Here is a 23167-nt window from a genome sequence, read left to right as displayed (position 1 = left end):
TGGGAGTTGAGCGTCCATCACGGAGTGAAACCGGGTGTGGACACACCGAAAACCCGACAGCGGCAGGATTAGTGCAGCGTCTCCCCAATCGGGACACAAGGGCGCGCCGCCACGTCCCGGATCGGGACGGTCTGCACACTTGGGCAACGTTGTCGAGGACTGGAGGCGTGGGGAACGTCACACCTGGGGCTCGGAGTTGGCCGTTACCGGAATTCGGCCGTGCGCCCGCGCGGAATTCAGTCTCCGGTGTACTTCCCCGGATATTTGTCCAACACGCCCATTGGGCCCGGTACTCGGCCGGTCCCCGGCCCGGGGGCGCCCGCGTGAACGGCTAGCGCATTCGCGTCATCAGGCCGCGCAGGAATGGCAGGTCGACCTCTTCGAGGGAGGAGACGACGGTGCGCCGTTCGGCCGGGGCGATAGGGGCGATGGAGGGGACGGCGACCACCTGGCAGCCGGCGGCCTCGGCGGCGGCGACGCCGGTGGCGGTGTCCTCGACGACGGCGCAGCGGGCCGGGTCGACGCCGAGTCCGGCGGCGGCGAGCAGGTAGGGGTCGGGGTAGGGCTTGGTGCGCGAGACCTCGTCGCCGGCGATGGAGAGGCCGAAGTGGTGGGGGCCCAGCACGGTCAGCACGCGGTCGATGATGCGCCGGTGGGAGGCGGAGACCAGGGCGGTGGGGATGCCGTGTTCGTGGAGTTCGGCGAGCAGTCTGGCGGCGCCGGGCATCAGCGGCAGGGCCCGGCCGATGCGGGCCTCGAAGCCGTCGTTGAGGAGCAAGGAGACTTCGGCGAGGGTGATGGCGGCGCCGGTGGCCTCGATGAGGAAGCCGGCGCTGCGGGTCATGGGGCCGCCGACGACGACGTGCCGCCAGGACTCGTCGAGGACGTGGCCGAGGGCGGCGAAGACCTCGACCTCGACGTCCCACCAGAAGCCCTCGGTGTCCACCAGGGTGCCGTCCATGTCGAGGAGCACCGCCTGCAGGGCGGAGCCTTCGGCCGTACGGGTTCCGAGCGCTGGGACAGTGCTGGTCATCCGGGCGCACCTCCTGGGGGACGACCAGGCCGGTTCCCATGCGGGGAACCGGCCTGCGGTGGACCGACCAGTGTACGTCTCCGGCGCCCGAAGCGCCTCGTTTATCACTCCGGGTCGGGGGTAGCCCTTGAAACACCCCCGTGCAGGCCAGGAGGCCCTTCGGCGTGCCCGGGCGCGGGGGCCGGCGGGTGTGTCAGCGGGCGTTGAAGTACTTGGCCTCGGGGTGGTGGATCACGATCGCGTCGGTGGACTGCTCCGGGTGGAGCTGGAACTCCTCGGAGAGCTGGACGCCGATCCGCTCGGGCCGCAGCAGCTCGGCGATCTTGGCACGGTCCTCCAGGTCGGGGCAGGCGCCGTAGCCGAGGGAGAAGCGGGCGCCCCGGTACTTCAGGGCGAACATGTCCTCCATGGCGGCGGGGTCCTCGCCGCCGAAGCCGAGTTCGGCGCGCACCCGGGCGTGCCAGTACTCGGCAAGCGCTTCGGCGAGCTGTACGGACAGTCCGTGCAGTTCGAGGTAGTCGCGGTAGGCGTTGGCCTCGAAGAGCCGGGCGGTCTGCTCGCCGATCCGGGAGCCGACGGTGACGACCTGGAAGCCGACGACGTCGGTCTCGCCGGACTCCTCGGGGCGGAAGAAGTCGGCGAGGCACAGGCGGCGGCCGCGGCGCTGGCGCGGGAAGGTGAACCGGGTGCGTTCGTTGCCCCGCTCGTCCAGGATGATCAGGTCGTCGTCCTTGGAGACGCACGGGAAGTAGCCGTAGACGACGGCCGCCTCCAGCAGGTTGTCCGTCTGGAGCCGGTCCAGGAGGCCGCGCAGGCGGGGGCGGCCCTCGGTCTCCACCAGCTCCTCGTAGGTCGGGCCGTCGCCGGCGCGGGCCTGCTTCAGGCCCCACTGGCCCTTGAACAGCGCGCCCTCGTCGAGCCAGCTCGCGTACTCCTTGAGCTGGATGCCCTTGATGACGCGGGTGTCCCAGAAGGGCGGGGCGGGCACCGGGTTGTCGGTGGCGACGTCGGAGCGGACGTGTCCCTCCTCGGGGCGCTCCTCGACCTCCACGGCGGCCGTGGCGCGGACCCGGCGCTGGCGCAGTTCGGGCAGCTTGGCGCCGGGCACGCCCCGCTTGACGCCGATGAGGGCGTCCATGAGGCGCAGGCCCTCGAAGGCGTCGCGGGCGTAGCGGACCTCGCCGTCGTAGATCTCGTGCAGGTCCTGTTCGACGTAGGCGCGGGTGAGGGCGGCGCCGCCGAGGATGACCGGGAACCGGGTGCCGAGGCCGCGCTGGTTCAGCTCCTCCAGGTTCTCCTTCATGATCACGGTGGACTTGACCAGGAGGCCGGACATGCCGATGACGTCGGCGCGGTGTTCCTCGGCGGCGTCCAGGATCGCGGAGACGGGCTGCTTGATGCCCAGGTTGACGACGTTGTAGCCGTTGTTGGACAGGATGATGTCGACGAGATTCTTGCCGATGTCGTGGACGTCGCCGCGCACGGTGGCGAGCACGATGGTGCCCTTGCCCTCGGCGTCGGACTTCTCCATGTGGGGTTCGAGGTGGGCGACGGCCGTCTTCATGACCTCGGCGGACTGGAGCACGAACGGCAGCTGCATCTGGCCGGAGCCGAACAGTTCGCCGACGACCTTCATGCCGTCGAGCAGGGTGTCGTTGACGATGTCGAGGGCGGGCCGGTCCTGGAGGGCCTCGTCGAGGTCGGCTTCGAGGCCGTTGCGCTCGCCGTCGATGATGCGCCGCTTGAGCCGCTCCTCCAGGGGCAGCGCGGCCAGTTTCTCGGCCTTGCCGGCCTTGAGGGACTTGGCGGTGGCGCCCTCGAAGAGCTGCATCAGCTTCTGCAGCGGGTCGTAGCCCTCGGCGCGGCGGTCGTGGATGAGGTCGAGGGCGGTCTGCACCTCTTCCTCGCTGAACCGGGCGATCGGGAGGATCTTGGAGGCGTGCACGATCGCCGAGTCCAGGCCCGCCTTGACGCACTCGTCGAGGAAGACGGAGTTCAGCAGGATGCGGGCGGCCGGGTTGAGGCCGAAGGAGATGTTGGACAGGCCGAGGGTGGTCTGGACGGCCGGGTGGCGGCGCTTGAGCTCGCGGATCGCCTCGATGGTGGCGACGCCGTCCTTGCGGGACTCCTCCTGGCCGGTGCAGATGGTGAAGGTCAGGGTGTCGATGAGGATGTCCTCCTCGCGGATGCCCCAGTTCCCGGTCAGGTCGTCGATGAGCCGTTCGGCGATCTCGACCTTCTTCTCCGGGGTGCGGGCCTGGCCCTCCTCGTCGATGGTGAGCGCGATCAGTGCGGCGCCGTGCTCCCGGGCCAGCTCGGTGACCTTCGCGAAGCGGGAGCCGGGTCCGGCGCCGTCCTCGTAGTTCACGGAGTTGATCACGGCGCGGCCGCCGAGCTTCTCCAGGCCCGCCTCGATGACGTCGACCTCGGTGGAGTCGAGGACGATCGGCAGGGTGGAGGCGGTGGCGAAGCGGCCGGCGAGTTCCTCCATGTCGGCGACGCCGTCGCGGCCGACGTAGTCCACGCACAGGTCGAGCATGTGGGCGCCTTCGCGGATCTGGTCGCGGGCCATCTCCACGCAGTCGTCCCAGCGGCCCTCGAGCATGGCCTCGCGGAACTTCTTGGATCCGTTGGCGTTGGTGCGCTCGCCGATGGCGAGGTAGGAGGTGTCCTGGCGGAAGGGCACGCTCTGGTAGAGGGAGGCGGCGCCGGCCTCGGGGCGCGGGTCGCGGGTGCGCGGGGTGAGGCCGTGGACGCGCTCGACGACCTGGCGCAGGTGCTCGGGGGTGGTGCCGCAGCAGCCGCCGACGAGCGAGAGGCCGTACTCGCGGACGAAGGTCTCCTGGGCGTCGGCCAGCTCAGGCGCGCTCAGCGGGTAGTGGGCGCCGTCCTTGCCGAGTACCGGCAGGCCCGCGTTGGGCATGCAGGACAGCGGGATGCGGGCGTTGCGGGCGAGGTAGCGCAGGTGCTCGCTCATCTCGGCCGGGCCGGTGGCGCAGTTCAGGCCGATCATGTCGATGCCGAGCGGTTCGAGCGCGGTGAGGGCGGCGCCGATCTCGGAGCCGAGCAGCATGGTGCCGGTGGTCTCTACGGTCACGGACACGATGACCGGCAGGTCCAGGCCGAGGGCGGTCAGGCCGCGACGGGCGCCGAGCACGGCGGCCTTGGTCTGCAGCAGGTCCTGGGTGGTCTCCACGAGCAGCGCGTCGGCGCCGCCGGCGACCAGGCCCTCGGCGTTGCGCTGGTAGGCGTCGCGCAGGGTGGTGTAGGGGGCGTGGCCGAGGGTGGGCAGCTTGGTGCCGGGGCCGATGGAGCCCAGCACCCAGCGGGGCCGGCCGTCCTTCGCGGTGAACTCGTCGGCGACCTCGCGGGCGACGCGGGCGCCGGCCTCGGACAGTTCGTGGACGCGTTCGGGGATGTCGTACTCGCCGAGGGCGGAGTGGTTGGCCCCGAAGGTGTTGGTCTCGACGCAGTCGACGCCCACGGCGAAGTACGCCTCGTGGACGGAGCGGACGATGTCGGGGCGGGTGAGGTTGAGAATCTCGTTGCAGCCCTCGAGCTGCTGGAAGTCCTCGAGCGTCGGCTCCTGGGCCTGGAGCATCGTGCCCATCGCTCCGTCGGCTACGACCACACGGGTGGCGAGTGCCTCTCGGAGCGCGGACGCACGGGTCCGGCTGTCGGTGGAAGGGGACGTTGGCGACGAGGCCATGAAGGGGCTCCCTGGGGTGCGACGGCTGTCGGCTATGCGCCTTCCCCGGCGGGAACCGGGGCAGGGCACGGCGTCAGGGTAACCGGGAGTGGGCTTGGATGGGCACCGGCGTCCACGAGGCGGACGCGGGGCGTGCCGGATGGCCGGATCGCCACCGGCGTGCCGCGCGGGATGTAACAGGTGTCGTCCGAACCATTGGCGGGAGGTCGACATGGACCGGTAGTGTTCGACATTGCCGAACGGGGTGTTGCACGCTGTTCGGCAATGGTCGAAGGGGACGGAGGGCAGGACGGCGATGGCACGGAACATCCAGTCGCTCGAACGGGCGGCGGCGATGCTGCGGCTGCTCGCGGGCGGTGAGCGGCGGCTCGGCCTCTCGGACATCGCCTCGTCGCTGGGCCTCGCCAAGGGCACCGCCCACGGCATCCTGCGGACCCTGCAGCAGGAGGGCTTCGTCGAGCAGGACGGCGTCTCCGGCCGCTACCAGCTGGGCGCCGAGCTGCTGCGCCTGGGCACCACCTATCTGGACGTGCACGAACTGCGGGCGCGGGCCCTGGTGTGGACCGACGACCTGGCCCGCTCCAGCGGGGAGAGCGTCTATCTGGGCGTCCTGCACCAGCAGGGCGTCCTGATCGTGCACCACGTCTTCCGGCCGGACGACAGCCGGCAGGTGCTGGAGATAGGGGCGATGCAGCCGCTGCACTCCACGGCGCTCGGCAAGGTGCTCTCCGCCTACGACCCGGTGGCGCACAGCGAGGCGATGGAGGCGGACCGCAAGCCGTTCACGGACCGCACGGTGTGCGAGCCGGCGGACTTCGAGCACCTGCTGGACCTCACGCGCGCGCGTGGTTACGCGGCGGACGTGGAGGAGACCTGGGAGGGCGTGGCGTCGATCGCCGCGCCGATCCACGACCGGCGCCGGATGCCGGTGGGCGCGGTCGGCATCGCGGGCGCGGTGGAGCGGCTGTGCCGGGACGGCGAGGTGCGCCCCGAGCTGATCGCCGCGGTACGGGACTGTGCCCGCGCGGTGTCGCGGGACCTGGGCGCGGGACGTTTCTGACCGGCGGCGATCCGCTGCCGGGCGAAAGCTGATCGAAGCCGGTCGACACCGGCCAATCGAAGGACGACCGGGACGCTGGGCGGCGTTCCGGTTCTCGCCATACCCTGAAATGGACATATCGGGCGAGTGGGTACGTCAGTGCAGGGAAGAGCGATAACCGGCAGCGATCAATAACGATCCTGTTTTCGATAACAGAACCCTTGACGCACGCGTGAAGCCGAAGCGAGACTCCCGTCCATCGGTCGGCATTGTCGAACACCTAACGGCAATACGCGCTAGAGTGTGACAACGCCAAGGGCCGGCATCGCTCTCACCCCCGAGGGCGCCAGAACCCCCGGAGGGACCCGGGGTTCGGTTTCCCTGGACGAAGGACAAAGGAGTCGCGGGTGTCCAGCTCCGACATCTTCATCGGCGAGACCATCGGTACCGCCATACTCATCCTGCTCGGCGGCGGTGTGTGCGCCGCCGTGACGCTGAAGGCCTCCAAGGCCCGTAACGCCGGCTGGCTCGCCATCACCTTCGGGTGGGGTTTCGCCGTACTGACGGCCGTCTACACCTCGGCGCCGCTCTCCGGCGCCCACCTGAACCCGGCCGTGACGCTCGCGCTCGCGATCAAGGACAAGGACTTCAGCAACCTCCCCGTGTACTGGGGCGGTCAGCTGCTCGGCGCCATGATCGGCGCGGCCCTGGTCTGGGCGGCCTACTACGGCCAGTTCCACGCGCACCTCACCGACAAGGAGATCGTCGGCGGTCCGGGTGCGCAGGCCACGACGGCCAAGGCCGTCGAGGCCCAGGAGAAGGGCGCCGGCCCGGTCCTGGGCGTCTTCTCCACCGGTCCGGAGATCCGGAACGCGGTGCAGAACCTCCTCACGGAGATCATCGGCACGATCGTGCTGGTGCTCGCCGTCCTCACGCAGGGCCTGAACGACAAGGGCAACGGCCTGGGCACCCTGGGCGCCCTGATCACCGCGCTCGTGGTGGTGTCCATCGGCCTCTCCCTCGGCGGCCCCACGGGCTACGCGATCAACCCCGCCCGTGACCTCGGCCCCCGCATCGTCCACGCCCTGCTGCCCCTGCCCAACAAGGGCGGTTCCGACTGGAGCTACGCCTGGGTCCCGGTGGTCGGTCCGCTGATCGGCGGCGCGATCGCCGCAGGCATCTACAACGTCGCCTTCGTCTAGGAAGCACCGAGCCTCCGCGCACGCGCCGTACGTAAAGCCCCATCACCACGGATCTTTCAGGAGCACACAGTGACCGACGCCCACACCGCAGGCCCGTTCATCGCCGCGATCGACCAGGGCACCACCTCCTCGCGCTGCATCGTCTTCGACAAGGACGGCCGGATCGTCTCCGTCGACCAGAAGGAGCACGAGCAGATCTTCCCGAAGCCGGGCTGGGTCGAGCACAACGCCAACGAGATCTGGACCAACGTCCAGGAAGTCGTCGCCGGGGCCATCGAGAAGGCCGGCATCACCCGGGACGACATCAAGGCCATCGGCATCACCAACCAGCGCGAGACCACCGTGCTGTGGGACAAGAACACCGGTGAGCCCGTCCACAACGCCATCGTCTGGCAGGACACCCGCACCGACGCCCTCTGCCGGGAGCTGGGCCGCAACGTCGGCCAGGACCGCTTCCGCCGCGAGACCGGCCTGCCGCTGGCCGCCTACTTCGCCGGCCCCAAGGCGCGCTGGCTGCTCGACCACGTGGACGGCCTCCAGGAGCGCGCCGAGGCGGGCGACATCCTGTTCGGCACCATGGACAGCTGGGTCATCTGGAACCTGACCGGCGGCGTCAACGGCGGCAAGCACGTCACCGACGTCACCAACGCCTCCCGCACCCTGCTGATGAACCTGCACACCATGCAGTGGGACCCGAAGATCGCCGAGTCCATCGGCGTTCCGCTGGCGATGCTGCCCGAGATCCGCCCCTCCGCCGAGGTCTACGGCGAGATCACCGGCGGCAAGCTCGGCGACCTGCTGGGCGGTATCCCGGTGGCCTCCGCGCTCGGCGACCAGCAGGCGGCCCTGTTCGGCCAGACCTGCTTCTCCGAGGGCGAGACCAAGTCCACCTACGGCACCGGCACCTTCATGGTGATGAACACCGGTGACAAGATCATCAACTCCTACGCCGGCCTGCTGACCACCGTCGGCTACAAGATCGGCGACCAGCCGACGGTCTACGCCCTCGAGGGCTCGATCGCCGTCACGGGCTCCCTGGTGCAGTGGATGCGCGACCAGATGGGCCTGATCTCCACCGCGGCCGAGATCGAGACGCTCGCGCTCTCGGTCGAGGACAACGGCGGCGCCTACTTCGTACCGGCCTTCTCCGGCCTGTTCGCCCCGCACTGGCGTTCCGACGCCCGCGGTGTGATCGCCGGCCTGACCCGGTACGTCACCAAGGCGCACCTCGCCCGCGCCGTCCTGGAGGCCACCGCCTGGCAGACGCGGGAGATCGCCGACGCCATGGTCAAGGACTCCGGTGACGAGCTGGTGACCCTCAAGGTCGACGGCGGCATGACCGCCAACAACCTGCTGATGCAGACCCTCTCGGACGTCCTGGACGCACCCGTGGTGCGCCCGATGGTCGCCGAGACCACCTGCCTCGGCGCCGCCTACGCCGCCGGCCTCGCCGTCGGCTTCTGGTCCAGCACCGACGAACTGCGCGCCAACTGGCGCCGGGCCGCCGAGTGGACCCCCCGCATGGACGCGGAGACCCGCGACCGTGAGTACAAGAACTGGCTCAAGGCCGTCGACCGGACCATGGGCTGGATCGAGGACGAGAGCTGAGCTGAACCCGACAGCTCTGACGAGGAGTAAGTACCCGACATGACCAGTCAGTCCACCCTGCAGTCCGTGCCTGCCCTGGGAACGCACCCGGCCTCCGGCTCGAACCCGAGCCGAGCCGAGACCAGGGAGCAGCTCGCCAAGGCGTCGTACGACCTTCTTGTGATCGGCGGCGGCATCCTGGGCATCTCCACCGCCTGGCACGCCGCGCAGTCCGGGCTCAGGGTGGCGCTGGTCGACGCCGGCGACTTCGCCGGCGCCACCTCCTCCGCCTCCTCCAAGCTGCTCCACGGCGGTCTGCGCTACCTGCAGACCGGCGCGGTGAAGCTGGTGGCGGAGAACCACTTCGAGCGCCGTGCGGTCTCCCGCCAGGTGGCCCCCCACCTGGCGAACCCGCTCACCTTCTACCTCCCCGTGTACAAGGGCGGGCCGCACGGCGCGGCGAAGCTCGGCGCGGGCGTCTTCGCCTACTCCGCGCTCTCCGCTTTCGGCGACGGCGTGGGCCACCTGCTCTCCCCCGCCAAGGCGGCGCAGGACGTGCCCGAGCTGCGCACCGACAACCTCAAGGCCGTCGCCGTGTACGGCGACGACCAGATGAACGACGCGCGCATGGCGCTGATGACGGTCCGCGCGGCCGTCGAGGCGGGCGCGGTCGTGCTCAACCACGCCGAGGTCACCGGGCTGCGCTTCACCAAGGGCCGGGTCACCGGCGCCGAGCTCAGGGACCGGATGTCCGGCACCGAGTTCGGGGTCAACGCCCGCCTGGTGCTGAACGCGACCGGCCCCTGGGTCGACCACCTGCGCCGGATGGAGGACGCGAACGCGGCGCCCTCGATCCGCCTGTCCAAGGGCGCGCACCTGGTGCTCAAGCGCACCGCCCCGTGGAAGGCCGCGCTGGCCACCCCGATCGACAAGTACCGCATCACCTTCGCCCTCCCCTGGGAGGACATGCTGCTGCTCGGCACCACCGACGAGGAGTACGAGGGCGACCCGGCGGACGTCTCGGTCACCGAGAAGGACATAGCCCAGATCCTGGACGAGGCCGCGTTCTCCGTCCGGGACCAGCAGCTCCAGCGCGACCTGATGACCTACGCGTTCGCCGGTCTGCGGGTGCTGCCGGGCGGTCCCGGCGACACCGCCAAGGCCAAGCGCGAGACGGTCGTGACCGAGGGCAGGGGCGGCATGCTGTCCGTCGCGGGCGGCAAGTGGACGACCTTCCGGCACATCGGCCGCACCGTGATGCAGAAGCTGGAGGAGCTGCCGGGCCACCCGCTGGGCGACGACTTCGAGCCGATCTCCTCGCTGCCGAAGAAGCTGCCGCTGCCCGGCGTCGCCAACCCGCGCGCGGTCGCCCACCGCCTGCTGGTGGACCACCCGGCGCCCGGCCCGCGCATGGCCGCCGACACGGCCAGGCACCTGGCCACCCACTACGGCTCGCTGGCCTTCGACATCGCCCGGCTGGCGAACGAGCACCCGGAGCTGGCCCAGCGCGTCCACCCGGACGCCCCGGAGATCTGGGCGCAGGTCGTCTGGGCCCGCGACCACGAGTGGGCCGAGACCACGGACGACGTGCTGCGCCGCCGCACCACGCTGACCATCCGCGGCCTCGCGACCGACGAGGTCCGCGCCAAGGTCCAGGAGCTGCTCGACAAGAAGTAGGACCGGGCGGCGGCCGGCCCCCTCCCTGACCAGGGCCGGCCGCCGTCGCCGCGCCGGAACCCGCCGCACCGGGTCCGGAAGGCCGCGAGGGGCGGCTCCACGCCGATGGAGCCGCCCCTTCCGGCTGCCCCTCCCGGTTGTGGAACGGCGCGGTCCGGCGGGGGCGCGCCGGGTGTTCCGGGGTGGTGAACGGGGCAGTGATCCGGGCAGCCCCCGGTCAAGGGGGTCGCGGGCGCTCCCGCCGGACGCCGTAAGGTTGGGTGGTCAGGCGAGAGCACGTCGGAAGGAGGCACTGGGTGATCGAGCTGGAGGGGGTTCCCGAGCTGATCGACCCAGTCATGGTGGCCGCGTTCGAGGGCTGGAACGATGCCGGTGACGCCGCCTCCACGGCGGTCGCGCACCTGGAACGCGAGTGGAAGGGCGAGGTGTTCGCGGCGCTGGACGCCGAGGACTACTACGACTTCCAGGTGAACCGCCCCACGGTGTTCATGGACGGCGGGGTGCGCAAGATCACATGGCCCACGACCAGGCTGTCCGTGGTGCGGGTCGGCGGGGAGAAACCGCGCGACCTGGTGCTGGTCCGGGGCATCGAACCGTCCATGCGCTGGCGGTCGTTCTGCAACGAACTGCTCGGCTTCGCGCACGAGCTGGGCGTGGAGCTGGTGGTCGTCCTGGGCGCCCTGCTCGGCGACACCCCGCACACGCGCCCGGTGCCGGTCAGCGGGGTCACCTCCGACCCCGACCTGGCGCGCCGCATGGACCTGGAGGAGACCAAGTACGAGGGCCCGACGGGCATCGTCGGCGTCCTGCAGGAGGCCTGCACGCACGCCGGCGTGCCGGCGGTGTCGCTGTGGGCGGCGGTGCCGCACTACGTCTCCCAGCCGCCCAACCCGAAGGCCACGCTGGCCCTGCTGAACCGGCTGGAGGACCTGCTGGACCTGCGGATCCCGCAGGGTGAGCTGCCCGAGGACGCGCGTGCCTGGCAGGTGGGCGTGGACCAGCTCGCGGCCGAGGACAGCGAGGTCGCCGAGTACGTGCAGACGCTGGAGGAGGCCCGGGACACCGCCGAGCTGCCGGAGGCGTCCGGCGAGGCGATCGCCCGCGAGTTCGAGCGGTACCTGCGGCGCCGGGACGTCGGCCCGGCGACGGGCGGGCACGCCACGGCGGACGGCGGCGAGGGCGGCTCGTTCCGCCGGGACACGCCCCGGGACACTCCGGGCGGGCGGGCCCGGCCGCCGAAGCCGGCCAAGCCGGACACGGACGCCCCCGGCGGCGCCGAGACCGACGACGAGGACGGCTCCGAGGACTGAGAAAGGGGCGGTACGCGACTCGCGTACCGCCCCTTCGCCGTCAGGCCGGGCCGGCGCCCGGCCCGGACGGGTGGGTCACAGGGCCACGCCGAGCAGCGCGTCCACGGCCCGGGTGACCAGACCGGGGGCGCCGGTGTCGGTGCCGCCCTCCTGCTGCTGCCGCTCGGCCCAGCGGTCGACGGCGGCGAGCGCGGCGGGCGCGTCGAGGTCGTCGGCGAGGGCCGCGCGGATCTCCTCCACGAGCGCGTCGGCGGACGGGTCGTCGGGCCGGGAGACGGCGGCCCGCCAGCGGCCGAGGCGGTCCTGCGCGTCGCGCAGCACCTGGTCGGTCCACTCCCAGTCGGAGCGGTAGTGGTGGGCGAGCAGGGCCAGCCGGATCGCGGCCGGGTCGACGCCGTCACGGCGCAGCGCGGAGACGAAGACCAGGTTGCCCTTGGACTTCGACATCTTCTCGCCGTGCAGGGCGACCATCCCGGCGTGCACGTACGCCTGGGCCATGGGGAACTCGCCGGTGAGCACCTGGGCGTGCGAGGCGCCCATCTCGTGGTGCGGGAAGGCCAGGTCGGAGCCGCCGCCCTGGACGTCGAAGCCCATGCCCAGGTGGTCGAGGGCGATCGCCACGCACTCGATGTGCCAGCCCGGGCGGCCGCGGCCGAGGCTGCCGCCGTCCCAGCTCGGCTCGCCCTCGCGGGCGGCCATCCACAGCATCGGGTCGAGCGGGTTCTTCTTGCCCGGCCGGTCCGGGTCGCCGCCGCGCTCGGCGGACAGCAGCCGCATCGCGGCCGCATCCAGGTTCGAGACCTGGCCGAAGTGCGGGTCGGCCTCGACGGAGAAGTAGACGTCGCCGTCGAGTTCGTAGGCGGCGCCGAGCTCACGCAGGCGCTCCACGAGCGGCACGATGCCGGGTATGGCCTCGACGGCGCCTATGTAGTGCCGGGGCGGGAGCATCCGGAGGGCCGTCATGTCCTCGCGGAAGAGGGCGGTCTCCTTCTCGGCGAGGGCGACCCAGTCGACGCCGTCCCGGTCCGCGCGCTCCAGCAGCGGATCGTCGACGTCGGTGACGTTCTGGACGTAGTGGACCTGCCGCTTGGTGTCGAGCCACACGCGCTGAACGAGGTCGAACGCGTTGTAGGTCGCCGCGTGACCCATGTGGGTCGCGTCGTACGGCGTGATGCCGCAGACGTAGATACGGGCGACGGGACCGGGGTCGAGGGTGACGAGGCCGCCGGTCGCGGTGTCGTGGATCCTCAGGTCGCGGCCCTGACCAGGCAGGGCGGGGACCTCGGAAGCGGGCCAGGCATGCATGTACATGAGCCTAACCGGCCGCGAGCTGCGGATACGAACGGGATCGGCCCGGATGGCCGGTTGTGCGTTCTTGCGGTTCGCGCCGTGGTGTGCTCACACCGGCGGCCAGGGGATCGCGGGCCACTCCCCGCCGGGCTCCGGGTGGAGTCCGGTCGCGAGCAGCGCGTCGACACGCGCGCGTGTGGCGTCGATCTCGGTCTGGGTGATCAGCGGGGCCAGCCGCCCGGCGAGGGCACCGTCCTCGGCGAGGGCGCCGCGCAGCGCCCCGAGCACCTGCTTGGCCTCGGCCGTGAGCGGTTCGCCGGCCCAGCCCCACAGCAGGGTGCGCAGCTTGTCCTCGGTGTTGAAGGCGACCCCGTGGTCGATGCCGTAGAGCCGGCCGTCCGCGGTGGGCAGCAGGTGGCCGCCCTTGCGGTCGGCGTTGTTGATCACGGCGTCGAGGACGGCCAGGCGGCGCAGCCGCTCGTCGTCGGCGTGGACGAGCAGCGCGGTGCGGCCCTCGCCGACGTCGGCGAGCCCGATGGCCTTCCAGCCGGGTTCCGGCTCCTCGGCGTCCACGAGGGCGAGCAGCTCCGCCTCGGCGACGACGTCGATCCACAGCTGGCACATGCCCTCGCCGTACGGGCCGTCGCGCAGCACGGTGGGCGGGACCAGGCCCCAGCCGGTGGCCTCGGAGACCTCGTAGGCGGCCACCTCGCGGCCGGCCAGGGTGCCGTCGGGGAAGTCCCACAGCGGGCGCTCGCCGGCCACCGGCTTGTACACGCAGGAGGCTTCCCGGCCGTCGAGGGCGACCGTGCAGAACAGCGCCGCGTTGGACGCCTCGCGGATGCGTCCGCGCACGGACAGCTCACCGCGCGCGAGCAGCTCGGCGGCGCCGTCGTCCGCGGCGGTCACGCTCCGCGGCGGTATCCGTTCTGGCGCGGACATACGTGTCCTTCCGGGTCGAGCGGGAGGCTGCACAGCGGGCACGGCGGCCGCCCGGCGTTGACGACGTCCAGGGCGCGCTTGGCGAAGGCCCTGGCCTGCGCGCCGGTCAGCCGGACCCGCAGCATCGGGGGCCCGTTCTCCTCGTCCTGGAGCAGCCGCTCCTCGGCCTCGGCGAGGTCCTCCTCGGTGTCGGCGTCCAGCTCGACCAGAGCCTGCGCCTCCACGATCATGCGCTGCTCCTCGCCGTCCCAGGCCAGGGCCATGGTGCCGACGCGGAACTCCTCCTCGACGGGGGTGTCCAGCGGGCCGGTGTCGGCGACCTCCGTGGGCGCCACGGCGGGGACGGCGGCGCTGCCGCCGCTGCGCCGGACGACCTCGTCCAGCAGTTCGTCCATGCGCTCGGCGAGCGCGGCGACCTGGGTCTTCTCCAGGGCGACGCTGGTCACCCGGGAGCCTGCGACGGCCTGGAGGAAGAACGTACGGCGTCCGGGCAGCCCGACCGTGCCCGCCACGAAACGGTCCGGCGGGTCGAAGAGGAACACCTGACGGGACACGTCCTGTCTCCATTTGGAATCGGGGATTGCTGCGGGGCGGGCCGGGGCGGGAGCGACGGGGTGGATCGCTTCACCCTACTGCGGGCGACGATCACGGTGCGCCCGCACCGCCACCGACCGGTGCGTCGCCCTCGCCGGACTCCTCGCGCGGGGCGAGCGAGGCGAAGTCGCCGGTGTCGCCGAGGCGGACGAGGAACGGCCTGAGGCGGGTGTAACGGATCGCGGTGACGGAACACGGTTCCACGGAGATCCGCTGGAAGAGGTCGAGATGGAGTCCGAGGGCGTCGGCGACGAGCGACTTGATGATGTCGCCGTGCGAGCACATGAGGTAGACGGCGTCGGCGCCGTGGTCGCGCTCCACGCGCGCGTTCCACTCGCGCACGGCCTCCGCGGCGCGGGTCTGCATGGCCCGCATGGACTCGCCGCCCGGGAAGGCGGCGGCCGTCGGGTGGGCCTGGACGACCTCCATCAGGGGCTCGTCCTTGAGTTCGGCGAGTTTGCGGCCGGACCAGTCGCCGTAGTGGCACTCGCCGATGCGTTCGTCGGTGTGGGCGCGCAGCCCGGGCCGGGCGTCGAGCAGTGGCTGTACGGTCTCCTGGCAGCGCTGCAGGGGGCTCGCGACTACCTCCGCGAGGGGCAGCCCCGCGAGCCGTCCGGGGAGCGCGGCGGCCTGGGCGGCGCCGCGCTCGTCGAGGGCGACTCCCGGCGTCCAGCCGGCGAGCACCCCCGAGGTGTTGGCGGTCGACCGTCCGTGCCTGACGAGGATCAGCGTGGGCATGCGGCCCAGGGTAAGCGCATCAGTGCACGCACTGGTGACCGGGCGAAGGGAGAATGCGCTCCGTGATCGTGGACTGCGCCGTGTACCGGCACGGGCACCGTACCGAGGGCCCCGAGGACCTGTCCGACGCGCTGGACGAGGCGCGGGCGGCGGGCGGTTTCGTGTGGATCGGGCTGCACGAGCCGTCGGAGCGGGAGTTCGACCTGGTGACCCGGGAGTTCGGACTGCACCCGCTGGCGGTCGAGGACGCCCTCAAGGCCCATCAGCGGCCCAAGCTGGAGGTGTACGACGACTCGCTCTTCACGGTGCTCAAGCCGGTGGTGTACGAGCCGGAGAGCGACACCGTCTCGGCCGGGGAGGTCATGGTCTTCGTCGGCGACGGCTTCGTGGTGACGGTCCGGCACGGCGCGGGGGCGCCGCTGGCGGCCGTACGGCGCCGTCTGGAGGAGGACCCGGAGATGCTCGGCAAGGGCCCCACCTCCGTGCTGTACGCGATCTCCGACGCCGTCGTGGACCACTACCTGGAGGTGGCGACGGAGCTGCAGACGGACCTGGAGGAGCTGGAGGCGGAGGTGTTCGAGCCGGTGAGCGGCGGTTCGCGGCACACCGCGTCGCGGATCTACGCGTTCAAGCGGCAGGTCCTGGAGTTCCGCCGGGCGACCGGGCCGCTCGCGGTGCCGCTGAGCCGGCTGGCCGGCACCGGACCGCTCGGCGGTGGCGGCGGCGGGGTGCGGTTCGTGGACGACAAGGCGCGGCCGTTCTTCCGGGACGTGAGCGACCACCTCACGCGCGTGAACGAGTCCGTGGAGAGCCTGGACCGGCTGGTGTCGGACATCCTGTCGGCGCACCTGGCGCAGACCAGCGTGCGGCAGAACGACGACATGCGGAAGATCTCCGCCTGGGCGGCCATGGCCGCGGTGCCGACGATGATCGCGGGCGTGTACGGCATGAACTTCGACCACATGCCCGAGCTGCACTGGCTGTGGTCGTACCCGGTGGTGATCGTGGTGATGGCCGTGCTGGAGGTGCTGCTGTACCGGCAGTTCAAGCGGCGCGGCTGGATGTGAGCGGGGCGGGGTCCGGGAGTGGACTTCCGGGTGTCGGTGCGGGCCGTCCGCGAGAAGGAGCGCCGGGGGTCGTAACCACCCGGCCTCCGGTGCGTTGTTCTGCGTGACGGCCGTGGCGGGGAAGACCCCCGAGCCCCCACCACGGCCGCGGAACTCGGCGCGCGGTCCCTATCCGAGACCGGCGCGCTCCAGGGCCTCGCTGCCGGCGCGCAGCGAGGCGATCCGCTCGTCGAGCGTGAAGCCCGCGGGGGCCAGGGACAGGGTGGTGACGCCGGCGGCGGCGTAGGCCTTCATCCGGTCGGCGATGCGGTCCACGGAGCCCAGCAGCGTCGTCTTGTCGATGAGGTCCTGCGGGACCGCGGCCGCGGCGCCCTGCTTGTCGCCGGACAGGTACTTCTCCTGGATCTCGGCGGCCTCCTTCTCGTACCCCATGCGCTGGGCGAGCCGGTTGTAGAAGTTCTGCTTGGCGCTGCCCATGCCGCCGACGTACAGCGCGGTGTAGGGGCGGAAGGTGTCCGCGAGCCGGGCCACGTCCTTGTCGTCGCCGACGGCCAGCGGCAGGGTCGGGCAGATGTCGAACCCGTCGAGGGTCAGGCCGGCCTTCTCCCGCCCGGCGCGCAGGTGAGTGATCGTGGTGTCCTCGAGGTGCTCGGCGGACGGGAAGATCAGCAGGGCGCCGTCGGCGATCTCGCCGGTCTGCTCCAGGTTCTTCGGGCCGATGGCGGCGATGTACAGCGGGATGTGCTCGCGCTGCGGGTGCACGGTCAGCTTGATCGGCTTGCCCGGGCCGCCGGGCAGCGGCAGCGTCCAGTGCTCGCCCTCGAACGACAGCCGCTCGCGGGTCATCGCCCTGCGCACGATCTCGACGTACTCGCGGGTGCGGGCGAGCGGCTTGTCGAACCTGACGCCGTACCAGCCCTCGGAGACCTGCGGGCCGGAGACGCCGAGACCGAGCCGGAAGCGGCCCTGGGACAGCGAGTCCAGGGTCGCCGCGGTCATCGCGGTCATGGCCGGCTGCCGGGCCGGGATCTGGAAGATGGCCGAGCCGACGTCGATGCGCTCGGTCTGGGCGGCGACCCAGCTGAGCACGGTGGCCGCGTCCGAGCCGTACGCCTCGGCGGCCCAGCACACGGCGTACCCCAGCCGCTCGGCCTCCTGCGCGACGGCCAGATTGTCCGCGTCCATCCCGGCACCCCAGTAGCCGAGGTTGATCCCGAGCTGCATGGCCGAATCCCCTTACCCATGAGTAACGTCCGTTGGCTGCGACCTTAGCGAGCCGGGGGCGTCCCCGCACAGCCCCCCGCCCGCCGCCGCCCGCCGCCGCCGGCGCCGGCGCGGCCCTGGAATCCGGGCGCCGACCGGGCCGGACCGGGTTGTCCACAGGCAACCCACGGCACCAGTTCCGGCCAGTAATCTCGCGCACATGGAGCAGAGGCATCTCGGCCGGACCGGCCTGCGCGTGTCCCGGATCGGACTCGGCACCCTCACCTGGGGCCGGGACACCGACGAGCACGACGCCGCGGACATGCTGAAGACCTTCTGGGAGGCCGGCGGCACCCTCGTGGACACCGCGGACGTGTACGCGGACGGCGAGGCGGAGTACCTGCTCGGGCGGCTCATGGACGGCCTGGTGCCCCGCCGGGACCTGGTGATCTCCACCAAGGCGGGCAGCGTCGCGGACCCGGACCGCCGCGTCGACGGCTCCCGCGGCCATCTGCTCGCCGCTCTCGACGCCTCCCTCGCGCGCCTCGGCACCGACCACGTCGACCTGTGGCAGATCCACGCCTTCGATCCCGGCACCCCGCTGGAGGAGACCCTGCAGGCCCTCGACCTGGCGGTGAGCAGCGGCCGGGCCCGGTACGTGGGCGTCGCCGACTTCTGCGGCTGGCAGCTCGCCAAGGCGGCCACCTGGCAGCTCGCCGCGCCGGGCCGCACCCGGCTGGCCGGCACGCAGCTCGAGTACTCGCTGCTCCAGCGCGGCGCCGAGCGGGAGGTGCTGCCCGCCGCGCTCGACCTGGGCGTCGGTCTGCTGCCGTCCTCCCCGCTGGGCCGAGGTGTGCTCACCGGCAAGTACCGGCACACCACTCCGGCGGACTCGCGCGGCGCCTCCGAACACCTCGCGCCGTTCGTCGAGCCGTACCTCGACGACACCGCCTCCCACATCGTGGACGCCGTCGCGACGGCCGCGGACGGGCTCGCGGTCACCCCGCTGCAGGTGGCTCTCGCCTGGGTCAGGGACCGGCCCGGGGTGGCCGCCCCGGTCGTCGGCGCGCGCAACGCGCAGCAGCTCACGGCCGCTCTGTCAGTGGAGGCGCTTAGTCTTCCTGACGAGATCTGCCGGGCGCTGGACGATGTGTCGGCGCCCGTGCACCGCTATCCCGATCACGACTGGAGCACGCTGTGAGCACGGAGCCGGAGACCACGGAGGACACCGGGCCCGAGGGCCCGGACGCCACGGAGAGCCCGGACACGGAGCGGACCCCCGAGCAGGGCGCGGCGGCCGGCGACGACCCCGGGAGCACGGGCGCGGAGCCCGCGGGCGAGGCGGGCGGGGCGGGCGAGGCGGGCGACGCGAAACTGTCCGAGGCGGAGGCCGAGCTGGCCGCTCAGCGGTTGGAGCGGGAGCGGATCGAGCGGCGCAAGGCCGAGCGGACGGCGCCCATCGCGAGCGGCACCGCGCTCAGCGGGAAGGCGGCGGACCTGCTCGCCGCGGTCCGGGCGGTGGAGAGCGGCGAGCGGCCGGCCGCGGCGGCCTTCGCCGAGCCCGCGCCGGCCCCCCGCCGCCCGGCGCCCGAGCCGGTCCGGCGGCCGCAGCCCGTCCCGGTCCCGGCGCCCGCCGCGGCCGGGCCCGCACCCGAGGCCGTGGAGGAAGTGCGGCGGGTGCTCGCCGAGGGCGGGGCGCCCGAGGCCCTGGCCGCGCAGGTGGCGGCGGCACTCGGCGAGGGCGCCGGAGCCGCGCTGCGCGAGGACCCCTGGCAGCTGCTGCGGATCGGCGGGGTGCGGCCGGAGCAGGCCGACGGGTTCGCGCGGGCGCTGCTCGGCCCGGAGTGCGGCCCGGACGACGAGCGGCGGGGCCGCGCGGTGACCGTCTGGCTGCTGGAGCAGGCGGCGCTGGCCGGGCACACCGCGCTGGAGCTGACGGCGCTCACCACAGCCCTGGCGCAGCGCGGCGTGCCGGACCCGGACGCGGCGGTGCAGGGCACGATCGCCGAGGCGGAGGCGCTGCTCTTCCAGGACGCCCTGGAGGAGCCGGGCGCCCCGGCCCCCCGGGAGGAGGACGGCGAGGAGGAGGAGCGCCCGGTCCGGGTCCTCGCCGGTCTCGAGCGGTACGCGCTCGCCGAGGAGAGCCTCGCGGACGGGCTGGCCCGGCTGGTGAACTCGCTGCCCAAGGAGGCCGCCGGGCCCTGGGAGGCGGTCGCCGCCGGAGCGTCCGGCTCGGCGGCCGAACTGGCCCGCGCGGTCTCCGGGCACGCCCTGGTGCTGCACACCGGCGGCGAGGCGGCTCGCGCCGAACCGGCCGCGCTGCTCGGCGCGGCCCGGGCCGCCGGGCTGCGTGCCTTCGCCGTCTGCCACACCCCGGAGGGGCGTCGCCGTCTCGCCGGTCTGCTCGGCGACGCGGAGGACGCCCCGGCTGCCGGCACGGTCGCCGGTGTCCTCTCCGGGGCCGAGGGGCCCGGCCGGGACGCGGAGGGCGCGCTGGACCTGGATCTGCTGATCGTGCTGGACGCGCCCCAGCTCGACGTGGAGAGCGGCGCGATGCTGGTGGAGTCGCTGCCCGACGGGGCCCGGCTGGTGCTCAGCGGCGACCCGTCGGTGCTGTGGTCGGCCGGGCCGGGCCGGGTCTTCGCCGATCTGCTGGCCGCCCGCGCCTGCCCGGTGCTCGCCTCCCGGACCCCGGACCCCGGCCCGCTGGGCGAGTTGGTCTCCGGCATCGGGGCGGGCGAGCTGAACCAGGTGGAGGCGCCCGGCAAGGAGATCGTCATCGTTCCGGTGCGGGACGCGGGCGAGGCGGTGCACCGGACGGTGCAGCTGGTCGCGGACTCGGTGCCGCGGGCGATCGGGGTGCCGCCCGAGCAGACGGTGGTGATCACCCCGGGACACGGCGGCGCCGCCGGCACCCGGGCCCTGAACACCGCACTGAAGGAACGCCTCAACCCGGGGCCCGGCCGCTTCGGCGGTTTCGACCCCGGCGACCGGATCGCCTACTCCCCCGCACCGGGCCGCACGGTGCCGGGCCGCGTGGTGGACGCCGACGCCGAGGGGCTGCGTCTGGAGTGCGCGGGCGAGCCCGTCGTCGTACCCCGGGAGCGGGTGGAGCAGTCGGTGCGGCACGGCTGGGCGCTGACCGCGCACCAGACGGTGGGCGGCCGCTGGCCGGCCGCGGTGGTGGTCCTGCCCGGGGACGCCGCGCAGACCCTCACCAGATCCTGGGTGTACACGGCCTTCGGCCGGGCCGAGCGGCATCTGTCGGTGGTGCACGGTGTGGAGCAGGCGCTGCCGAGGGCCGTGGCGGAGGGCCATGCCAAGCCCCGGACGACCCGCCTGCAGACGCTGCTGCGCGCCCAGGTCCCCGCGGCGGGCTGACCGGCCCGCCGCCCCCGGCGGTGCCATACGGGCGGGCGGCCCGGGCGGCGCCGCCGGGCCGCCGGGTCACCGTTCGGCGTCCAGCGGCTCCAGATCGTCGTCGTCGCCGTCCAGCTCGTCGTCGGCGTCCAGCTCGTCGAGGCCCCCGTCGTCGATCCCGTCGTCCTCGTGGTCCTCGTCGTCGTCCTCGTGGTCCTCGTCGAACACCGCGCTGACGTCGAACCGGCACAGCACCCGCTCCGGGTCGACCTCGTCGAACGGGGCCTCCAGCCACTCACCGGGTTCGGCCGGCTCGTCCGCGGCGGTGACCCACAGCGTGGAGTCGCCCTCCTCCAGGCCGAACTCCTTGTGCCGGGAGGCGATCTCGTCCGGTTCGAACTCGCCGAAGAGGACCCCGAGCGCCCCGGGGACGGTGGCGGCGGCCTCTTCGTTCGCGGCCTCGGCGTCGTCGTACTCCGCCGCCTCGACCCGCTGGGCCTGCGCCAGCAGCCGCTGGGGCTCGGCCACGGAGTAGTCGCGGCGGATCAGCACGCTGACGGCGTTCGGCTCCCCGGGGCCCGCGTACGGGGGCAGCGACTCCTCCGCACCGGGGATCTCGAACGGCGTGACCTCGTCGTAGCGGTCGTAGAGCAGCTCGTCGTACGTCTCGGCGGCCGAGGCCAGCTCGTTGAAGGCCTCGTAGACGGCCTGGTCGTCCTCCCCCGTCCTGCGTTCGACCGCGGCCAGGTGACGGTCGAGCGCGGTCTTGACCGCCTCGACGGCGGCGCGTACCTCGGCAGCGGTGGGCTGCGCAGCATCAGACATAGTGCAGACGCTATCCGTACCGGGCACCAGCCCGCACAATAGATGCGATGCCGGAATACGAATTTGTCGACGTGTACGTGCCTCGCGGGGTGTCCCGCAAGGACGCCACGCGTCTGCTGACGGACCATGCAGAGTACGGACACTGGGAGTTGGACCGACTGAGCCTGCTGCGCGACGGCAGCCGCAAGGTGCGGTTGCGCCGGCGGATCATCCGCCAGGCGCGGGCCACGTGGTGAGGCAGGACGACGCATGAACAACGGAGCGGGCCCCGCCGGGACGGCGGGGCCCGCTCCGGTTTCCACGGCCTCTCGGCCACGGTGTACCGGTCCCGGCGTTCCGGCTAGGCGGCCCGGGCCTTGCGGTACAGGACCGCGCCCGCGAGCAGCGCGCCCGCGCCGGCCGGCAGCGCGAGCCCGAGCGGCACCTCGCTTCCGGTGTGGGCGAGTTGACCGCCGCCCACGGACTGCTGCGAGCCGCCCTGGGCGCTGACCTGGGACGAACCGTGCGGGGTCCGGCCGGTGTCGGTGGGCGGAGTGGCCGGCGTGCCCGGGTGGCCGGGGGTGCCAGGCGTATGGGGGTTGCCCGGGTGGCCGGGGTGGCTCGGGTGGCCGGGGTGGCCCGGGTGACCGGGGTGGCCCGGGTGACCGGGGTGGCTCGGGTGACCCGGAGTACCGGGGTTGCCCGGTTGCCCCGGGTTGCCGGGCGGGTTGTGGTGGCCGCCGCCGTTGGCGCAGTCGTTGCCCTTGGCGGCGTTGCCGACGCCCACGACGTTGACGCTGTTGCCGCACACGTTCACCGGGACGTCGACCGGCACCTGGACGGTGTTGCCGGAGCCGACGCCGGGCGAGTGGTCGCTGCGGCCGCTCGCGTGGGAGCCGCCGTGACCGCCCGAGCCGCTGCCGCCGTGGTTGGCGCACGCGTTGCCCGCGGCCGGGTTGAGGAGCCCGATCACGTTCACGGTGTTGCCGCAGACGTTCACCGGTACGTGCACCGGCGCCTGCACGGTGTTGCCGGACAGCACGCCGGGCGAACCGGTGGCGGAGCCGGCCGCGCCGGCGTCGGCGTGTGCGTAGCCGCTCGCGGCGGCGATCACGCCGGTGGCGGCGGCCATGGTCATAAGACCCTTGCGGGTGCTCTGTCGCATAACGGAATTCCCCCCTGCCTTCGAAGATCTCTGCACCCTCCGCGAAAGGGAATTCGCGGAGAAAGGCCGGTCGGCCCCGGAGCGCATGGCTCGCGCTCCGGGGCCGACGGCTCGTAAAGGACGCCCCTCGGGGAGTCGGCGTCAGTCGTTGACGCAGGCGTTGCCGAAGGCGGGGTTCAGGAGCCCGATCACGTCGACCGTGTTGCCGCAGACGTTCACCGGAACGTGGACGGGCACCTGGACGACGTTGCCGGAGACGACGCCCGGCGAGTGCGTGGCGGCACCCTGGGCACCCGAGTCGGCGACGGCCAGGCCCGCCCCCGCGAGAACCAGACCACCGGTGGCGGCCGCGGCAGCGACGACCTTCTTGATCATTTATTCCTCCTAGTTGACAATGCGATCCCAAGGTGCGGGGATCACATCACCTGTAACGAGGAGGGGTTAATG

At 72.6% G+C, this 23167-nt stretch carries 19 protein-coding genes; 9 read left to right on the top strand and 10 right to left on the bottom strand.

The features are described 5' to 3' along the window. Window positions 1-331: 331 nt before the first annotated feature. Entirely contained in the window at window positions 332-1033 is a 702-nt protein-coding gene (locus ACFYU0_RS26930; protein ID WP_389304683.1) for an HAD family hydrolase, read from the bottom strand. Window positions 1034-1226: 193 nt separating this feature from the next. After that, window positions 1227-4742, bottom strand: a complete 3516-nt coding sequence (gene metH, locus ACFYU0_RS26925; RefSeq protein WP_389304681.1) for a methionine synthase — start codon at window positions 4740-4742, stop codon at window positions 1227-1229. 295 nt (window positions 4743-5037) lie between these two features. On the opposite strand from metH, the gene ACFYU0_RS26920 reads away from it, so the two are divergent. The 5 genes from ACFYU0_RS26920 to ACFYU0_RS26900 all read left to right on the top strand — a co-directional run bounded on the left by ACFYU0_RS26920 (window position 5038) and on the right by ACFYU0_RS26900 (window position 11557). Beyond that, window positions 5038-5802 (top strand): IclR family transcriptional regulator C-terminal domain-containing protein, encoded by a 765-nt coding sequence (locus tag ACFYU0_RS26920; RefSeq protein WP_199209936.1) that lies wholly within the window; start codon window positions 5038-5040, stop codon window positions 5800-5802. Window positions 5803-6188: 386 nt separating this feature from the next. Next, window positions 6189-6983: an MIP/aquaporin family protein gene (locus ACFYU0_RS26915; protein ID WP_351664139.1), complete on the top strand. Its 795-nt coding sequence runs from the start codon at window positions 6189-6191 to the stop codon at window positions 6981-6983. A gap of 69 nt (window positions 6984-7052) precedes the next feature. Continuing rightward, window positions 7053-8591 (top strand): glycerol kinase GlpK, encoded by a 1539-nt coding sequence (gene glpK, locus ACFYU0_RS26910; protein WP_351664141.1) that lies wholly within the window; start codon window positions 7053-7055, stop codon window positions 8589-8591. Window positions 8592-8630: 39 nt separating this feature from the next. Continuing rightward, window positions 8631-10247, top strand: a complete 1617-nt coding sequence (locus tag ACFYU0_RS26905) for an FAD-dependent oxidoreductase (protein ID WP_389304679.1) — start codon at window positions 8631-8633, stop codon at window positions 10245-10247. 296 nt (window positions 10248-10543) lie between these two features. Further along, entirely contained in the window at window positions 10544-11557 is a 1014-nt protein-coding gene (locus ACFYU0_RS26900; protein ID WP_389304677.1) for a PAC2 family protein, read from the top strand. Between the two features lie 75 nt (window positions 11558-11632). Here ACFYU0_RS26900 and mshC read toward each other — a convergent pair whose 3' ends face one another. From mshC to ACFYU0_RS26880, 4 genes are all read right to left on the bottom strand, one after another. Next, window positions 11633-12862 (bottom strand): cysteine--1-D-myo-inosityl 2-amino-2-deoxy-alpha-D-glucopyranoside ligase, encoded by a 1230-nt coding sequence (gene mshC / locus ACFYU0_RS26895; RefSeq protein ID WP_389304675.1) that lies wholly within the window; start codon window positions 12860-12862, stop codon window positions 11633-11635. A gap of 93 nt (window positions 12863-12955) precedes the next feature. Continuing rightward, window positions 12956-13789 carry an SCO1664 family protein gene (locus tag ACFYU0_RS26890; protein ID WP_389304674.1) on the bottom strand — a complete coding sequence of 278 codons (834 nt, stop codon included), beginning with the start codon at window positions 13787-13789 and terminating at the stop codon, window positions 12956-12958. After that, window positions 13753-14343 (bottom strand): DUF3090 family protein, encoded by a 591-nt coding sequence (locus tag ACFYU0_RS26885; protein ID WP_199209942.1) that lies wholly within the window; start codon window positions 14341-14343, stop codon window positions 13753-13755. Before ACFYU0_RS26885 ends, ACFYU0_RS26890 begins: the two co-directional genes overlap by 37 nt. 91 nt (window positions 14344-14434) lie before the next feature. Next, window positions 14435-15121 (bottom strand): histidine phosphatase family protein, encoded by a 687-nt coding sequence (locus ACFYU0_RS26880; protein WP_351664148.1) that lies wholly within the window; start codon window positions 15119-15121, stop codon window positions 14435-14437. A 62-nt stretch (window positions 15122-15183) separates the two neighbouring features. On the opposite strand from ACFYU0_RS26880, the gene corA reads away from it, so the two are divergent. Continuing rightward, window positions 15184-16188 carry a magnesium/cobalt transporter CorA gene (gene corA / locus ACFYU0_RS26875; RefSeq protein WP_389304671.1) on the top strand — a complete coding sequence of 335 codons (1005 nt, stop codon included), beginning with the start codon at window positions 15184-15186 and terminating at the stop codon, window positions 16186-16188. Between the two features lie 168 nt (window positions 16189-16356). Here corA and ACFYU0_RS26870 read toward each other — a convergent pair whose 3' ends face one another. Further along, window positions 16357-17412, bottom strand: a complete 1056-nt coding sequence (locus tag ACFYU0_RS26870; RefSeq protein ID WP_351664151.1) for an LLM class F420-dependent oxidoreductase — start codon at window positions 17410-17412, stop codon at window positions 16357-16359. A 199-nt stretch (window positions 17413-17611) separates the two neighbouring features. Here ACFYU0_RS26870 and ACFYU0_RS26865 point away from each other — a divergent pair, with 199 nt between their 5' ends. Together ACFYU0_RS26865 and ACFYU0_RS26860 are read left to right on the top strand one after the other, a co-directional pair. After that, window positions 17612-18592, top strand: a complete 981-nt coding sequence (locus ACFYU0_RS26865) for an aldo/keto reductase (protein WP_351664153.1) — start codon at window positions 17612-17614, stop codon at window positions 18590-18592. Continuing rightward, the gene (locus ACFYU0_RS26860; protein WP_389304669.1) at window positions 18589-20772 is read left to right on the top strand and encodes a helix-hairpin-helix domain-containing protein; all 2184 of its coding nucleotides are present in this window, start codon (window positions 18589-18591) and stop codon (window positions 20770-20772) included. The genes ACFYU0_RS26865 and ACFYU0_RS26860 overlap by 4 nt, the downstream gene beginning before the upstream one ends. A 66-nt stretch (window positions 20773-20838) precedes the next feature. Here the strand turns inward: ACFYU0_RS26860 and ACFYU0_RS26855 are convergent, their stop codons facing one another. Then, window positions 20839-21576: a hypothetical protein gene (locus ACFYU0_RS26855; protein WP_389304668.1), complete on the bottom strand. Its 738-nt coding sequence runs from the start codon at window positions 21574-21576 to the stop codon at window positions 20839-20841. A gap of 47 nt (window positions 21577-21623) precedes the next feature. On the opposite strand from ACFYU0_RS26855, the gene ACFYU0_RS26850 reads away from it, so the two are divergent. Next, complete coding sequence (locus ACFYU0_RS26850; RefSeq protein WP_351664159.1) at window positions 21624-21812, top strand: DUF5703 family protein; 189 nt, start codon at window positions 21624-21626, stop codon at window positions 21810-21812. A gap of 104 nt (window positions 21813-21916) precedes the next feature. Here the strand turns inward: ACFYU0_RS26850 and ACFYU0_RS26845 are convergent, their stop codons facing one another. Both ACFYU0_RS26845 and chpH read right to left on the bottom strand, forming a co-directional pair. Beyond that, complete coding sequence (locus tag ACFYU0_RS26845) at window positions 21917-22720, bottom strand: chaplin (RefSeq protein ID WP_389304666.1); 804 nt, start codon at window positions 22718-22720, stop codon at window positions 21917-21919. 141 nt (window positions 22721-22861) lie between these two features. After that, window positions 22862-23095 (bottom strand): chaplin ChpH, encoded by a 234-nt coding sequence (gene chpH / locus ACFYU0_RS26840; RefSeq protein WP_351671168.1) that lies wholly within the window; start codon window positions 23093-23095, stop codon window positions 22862-22864. Window positions 23096-23167 lie beyond the last annotated feature (72 nt).

Source organism: Streptomyces sp. NPDC003720, assembly GCF_042875075.1.
GTDB lineage: Bacteria > Actinomycetota > Actinomycetes > Streptomycetales > Streptomycetaceae > Streptomyces.
Note: the sequence above shows the minus strand (reverse complement) of the source record. Positions and strands in the feature narration are given on the sequence as shown.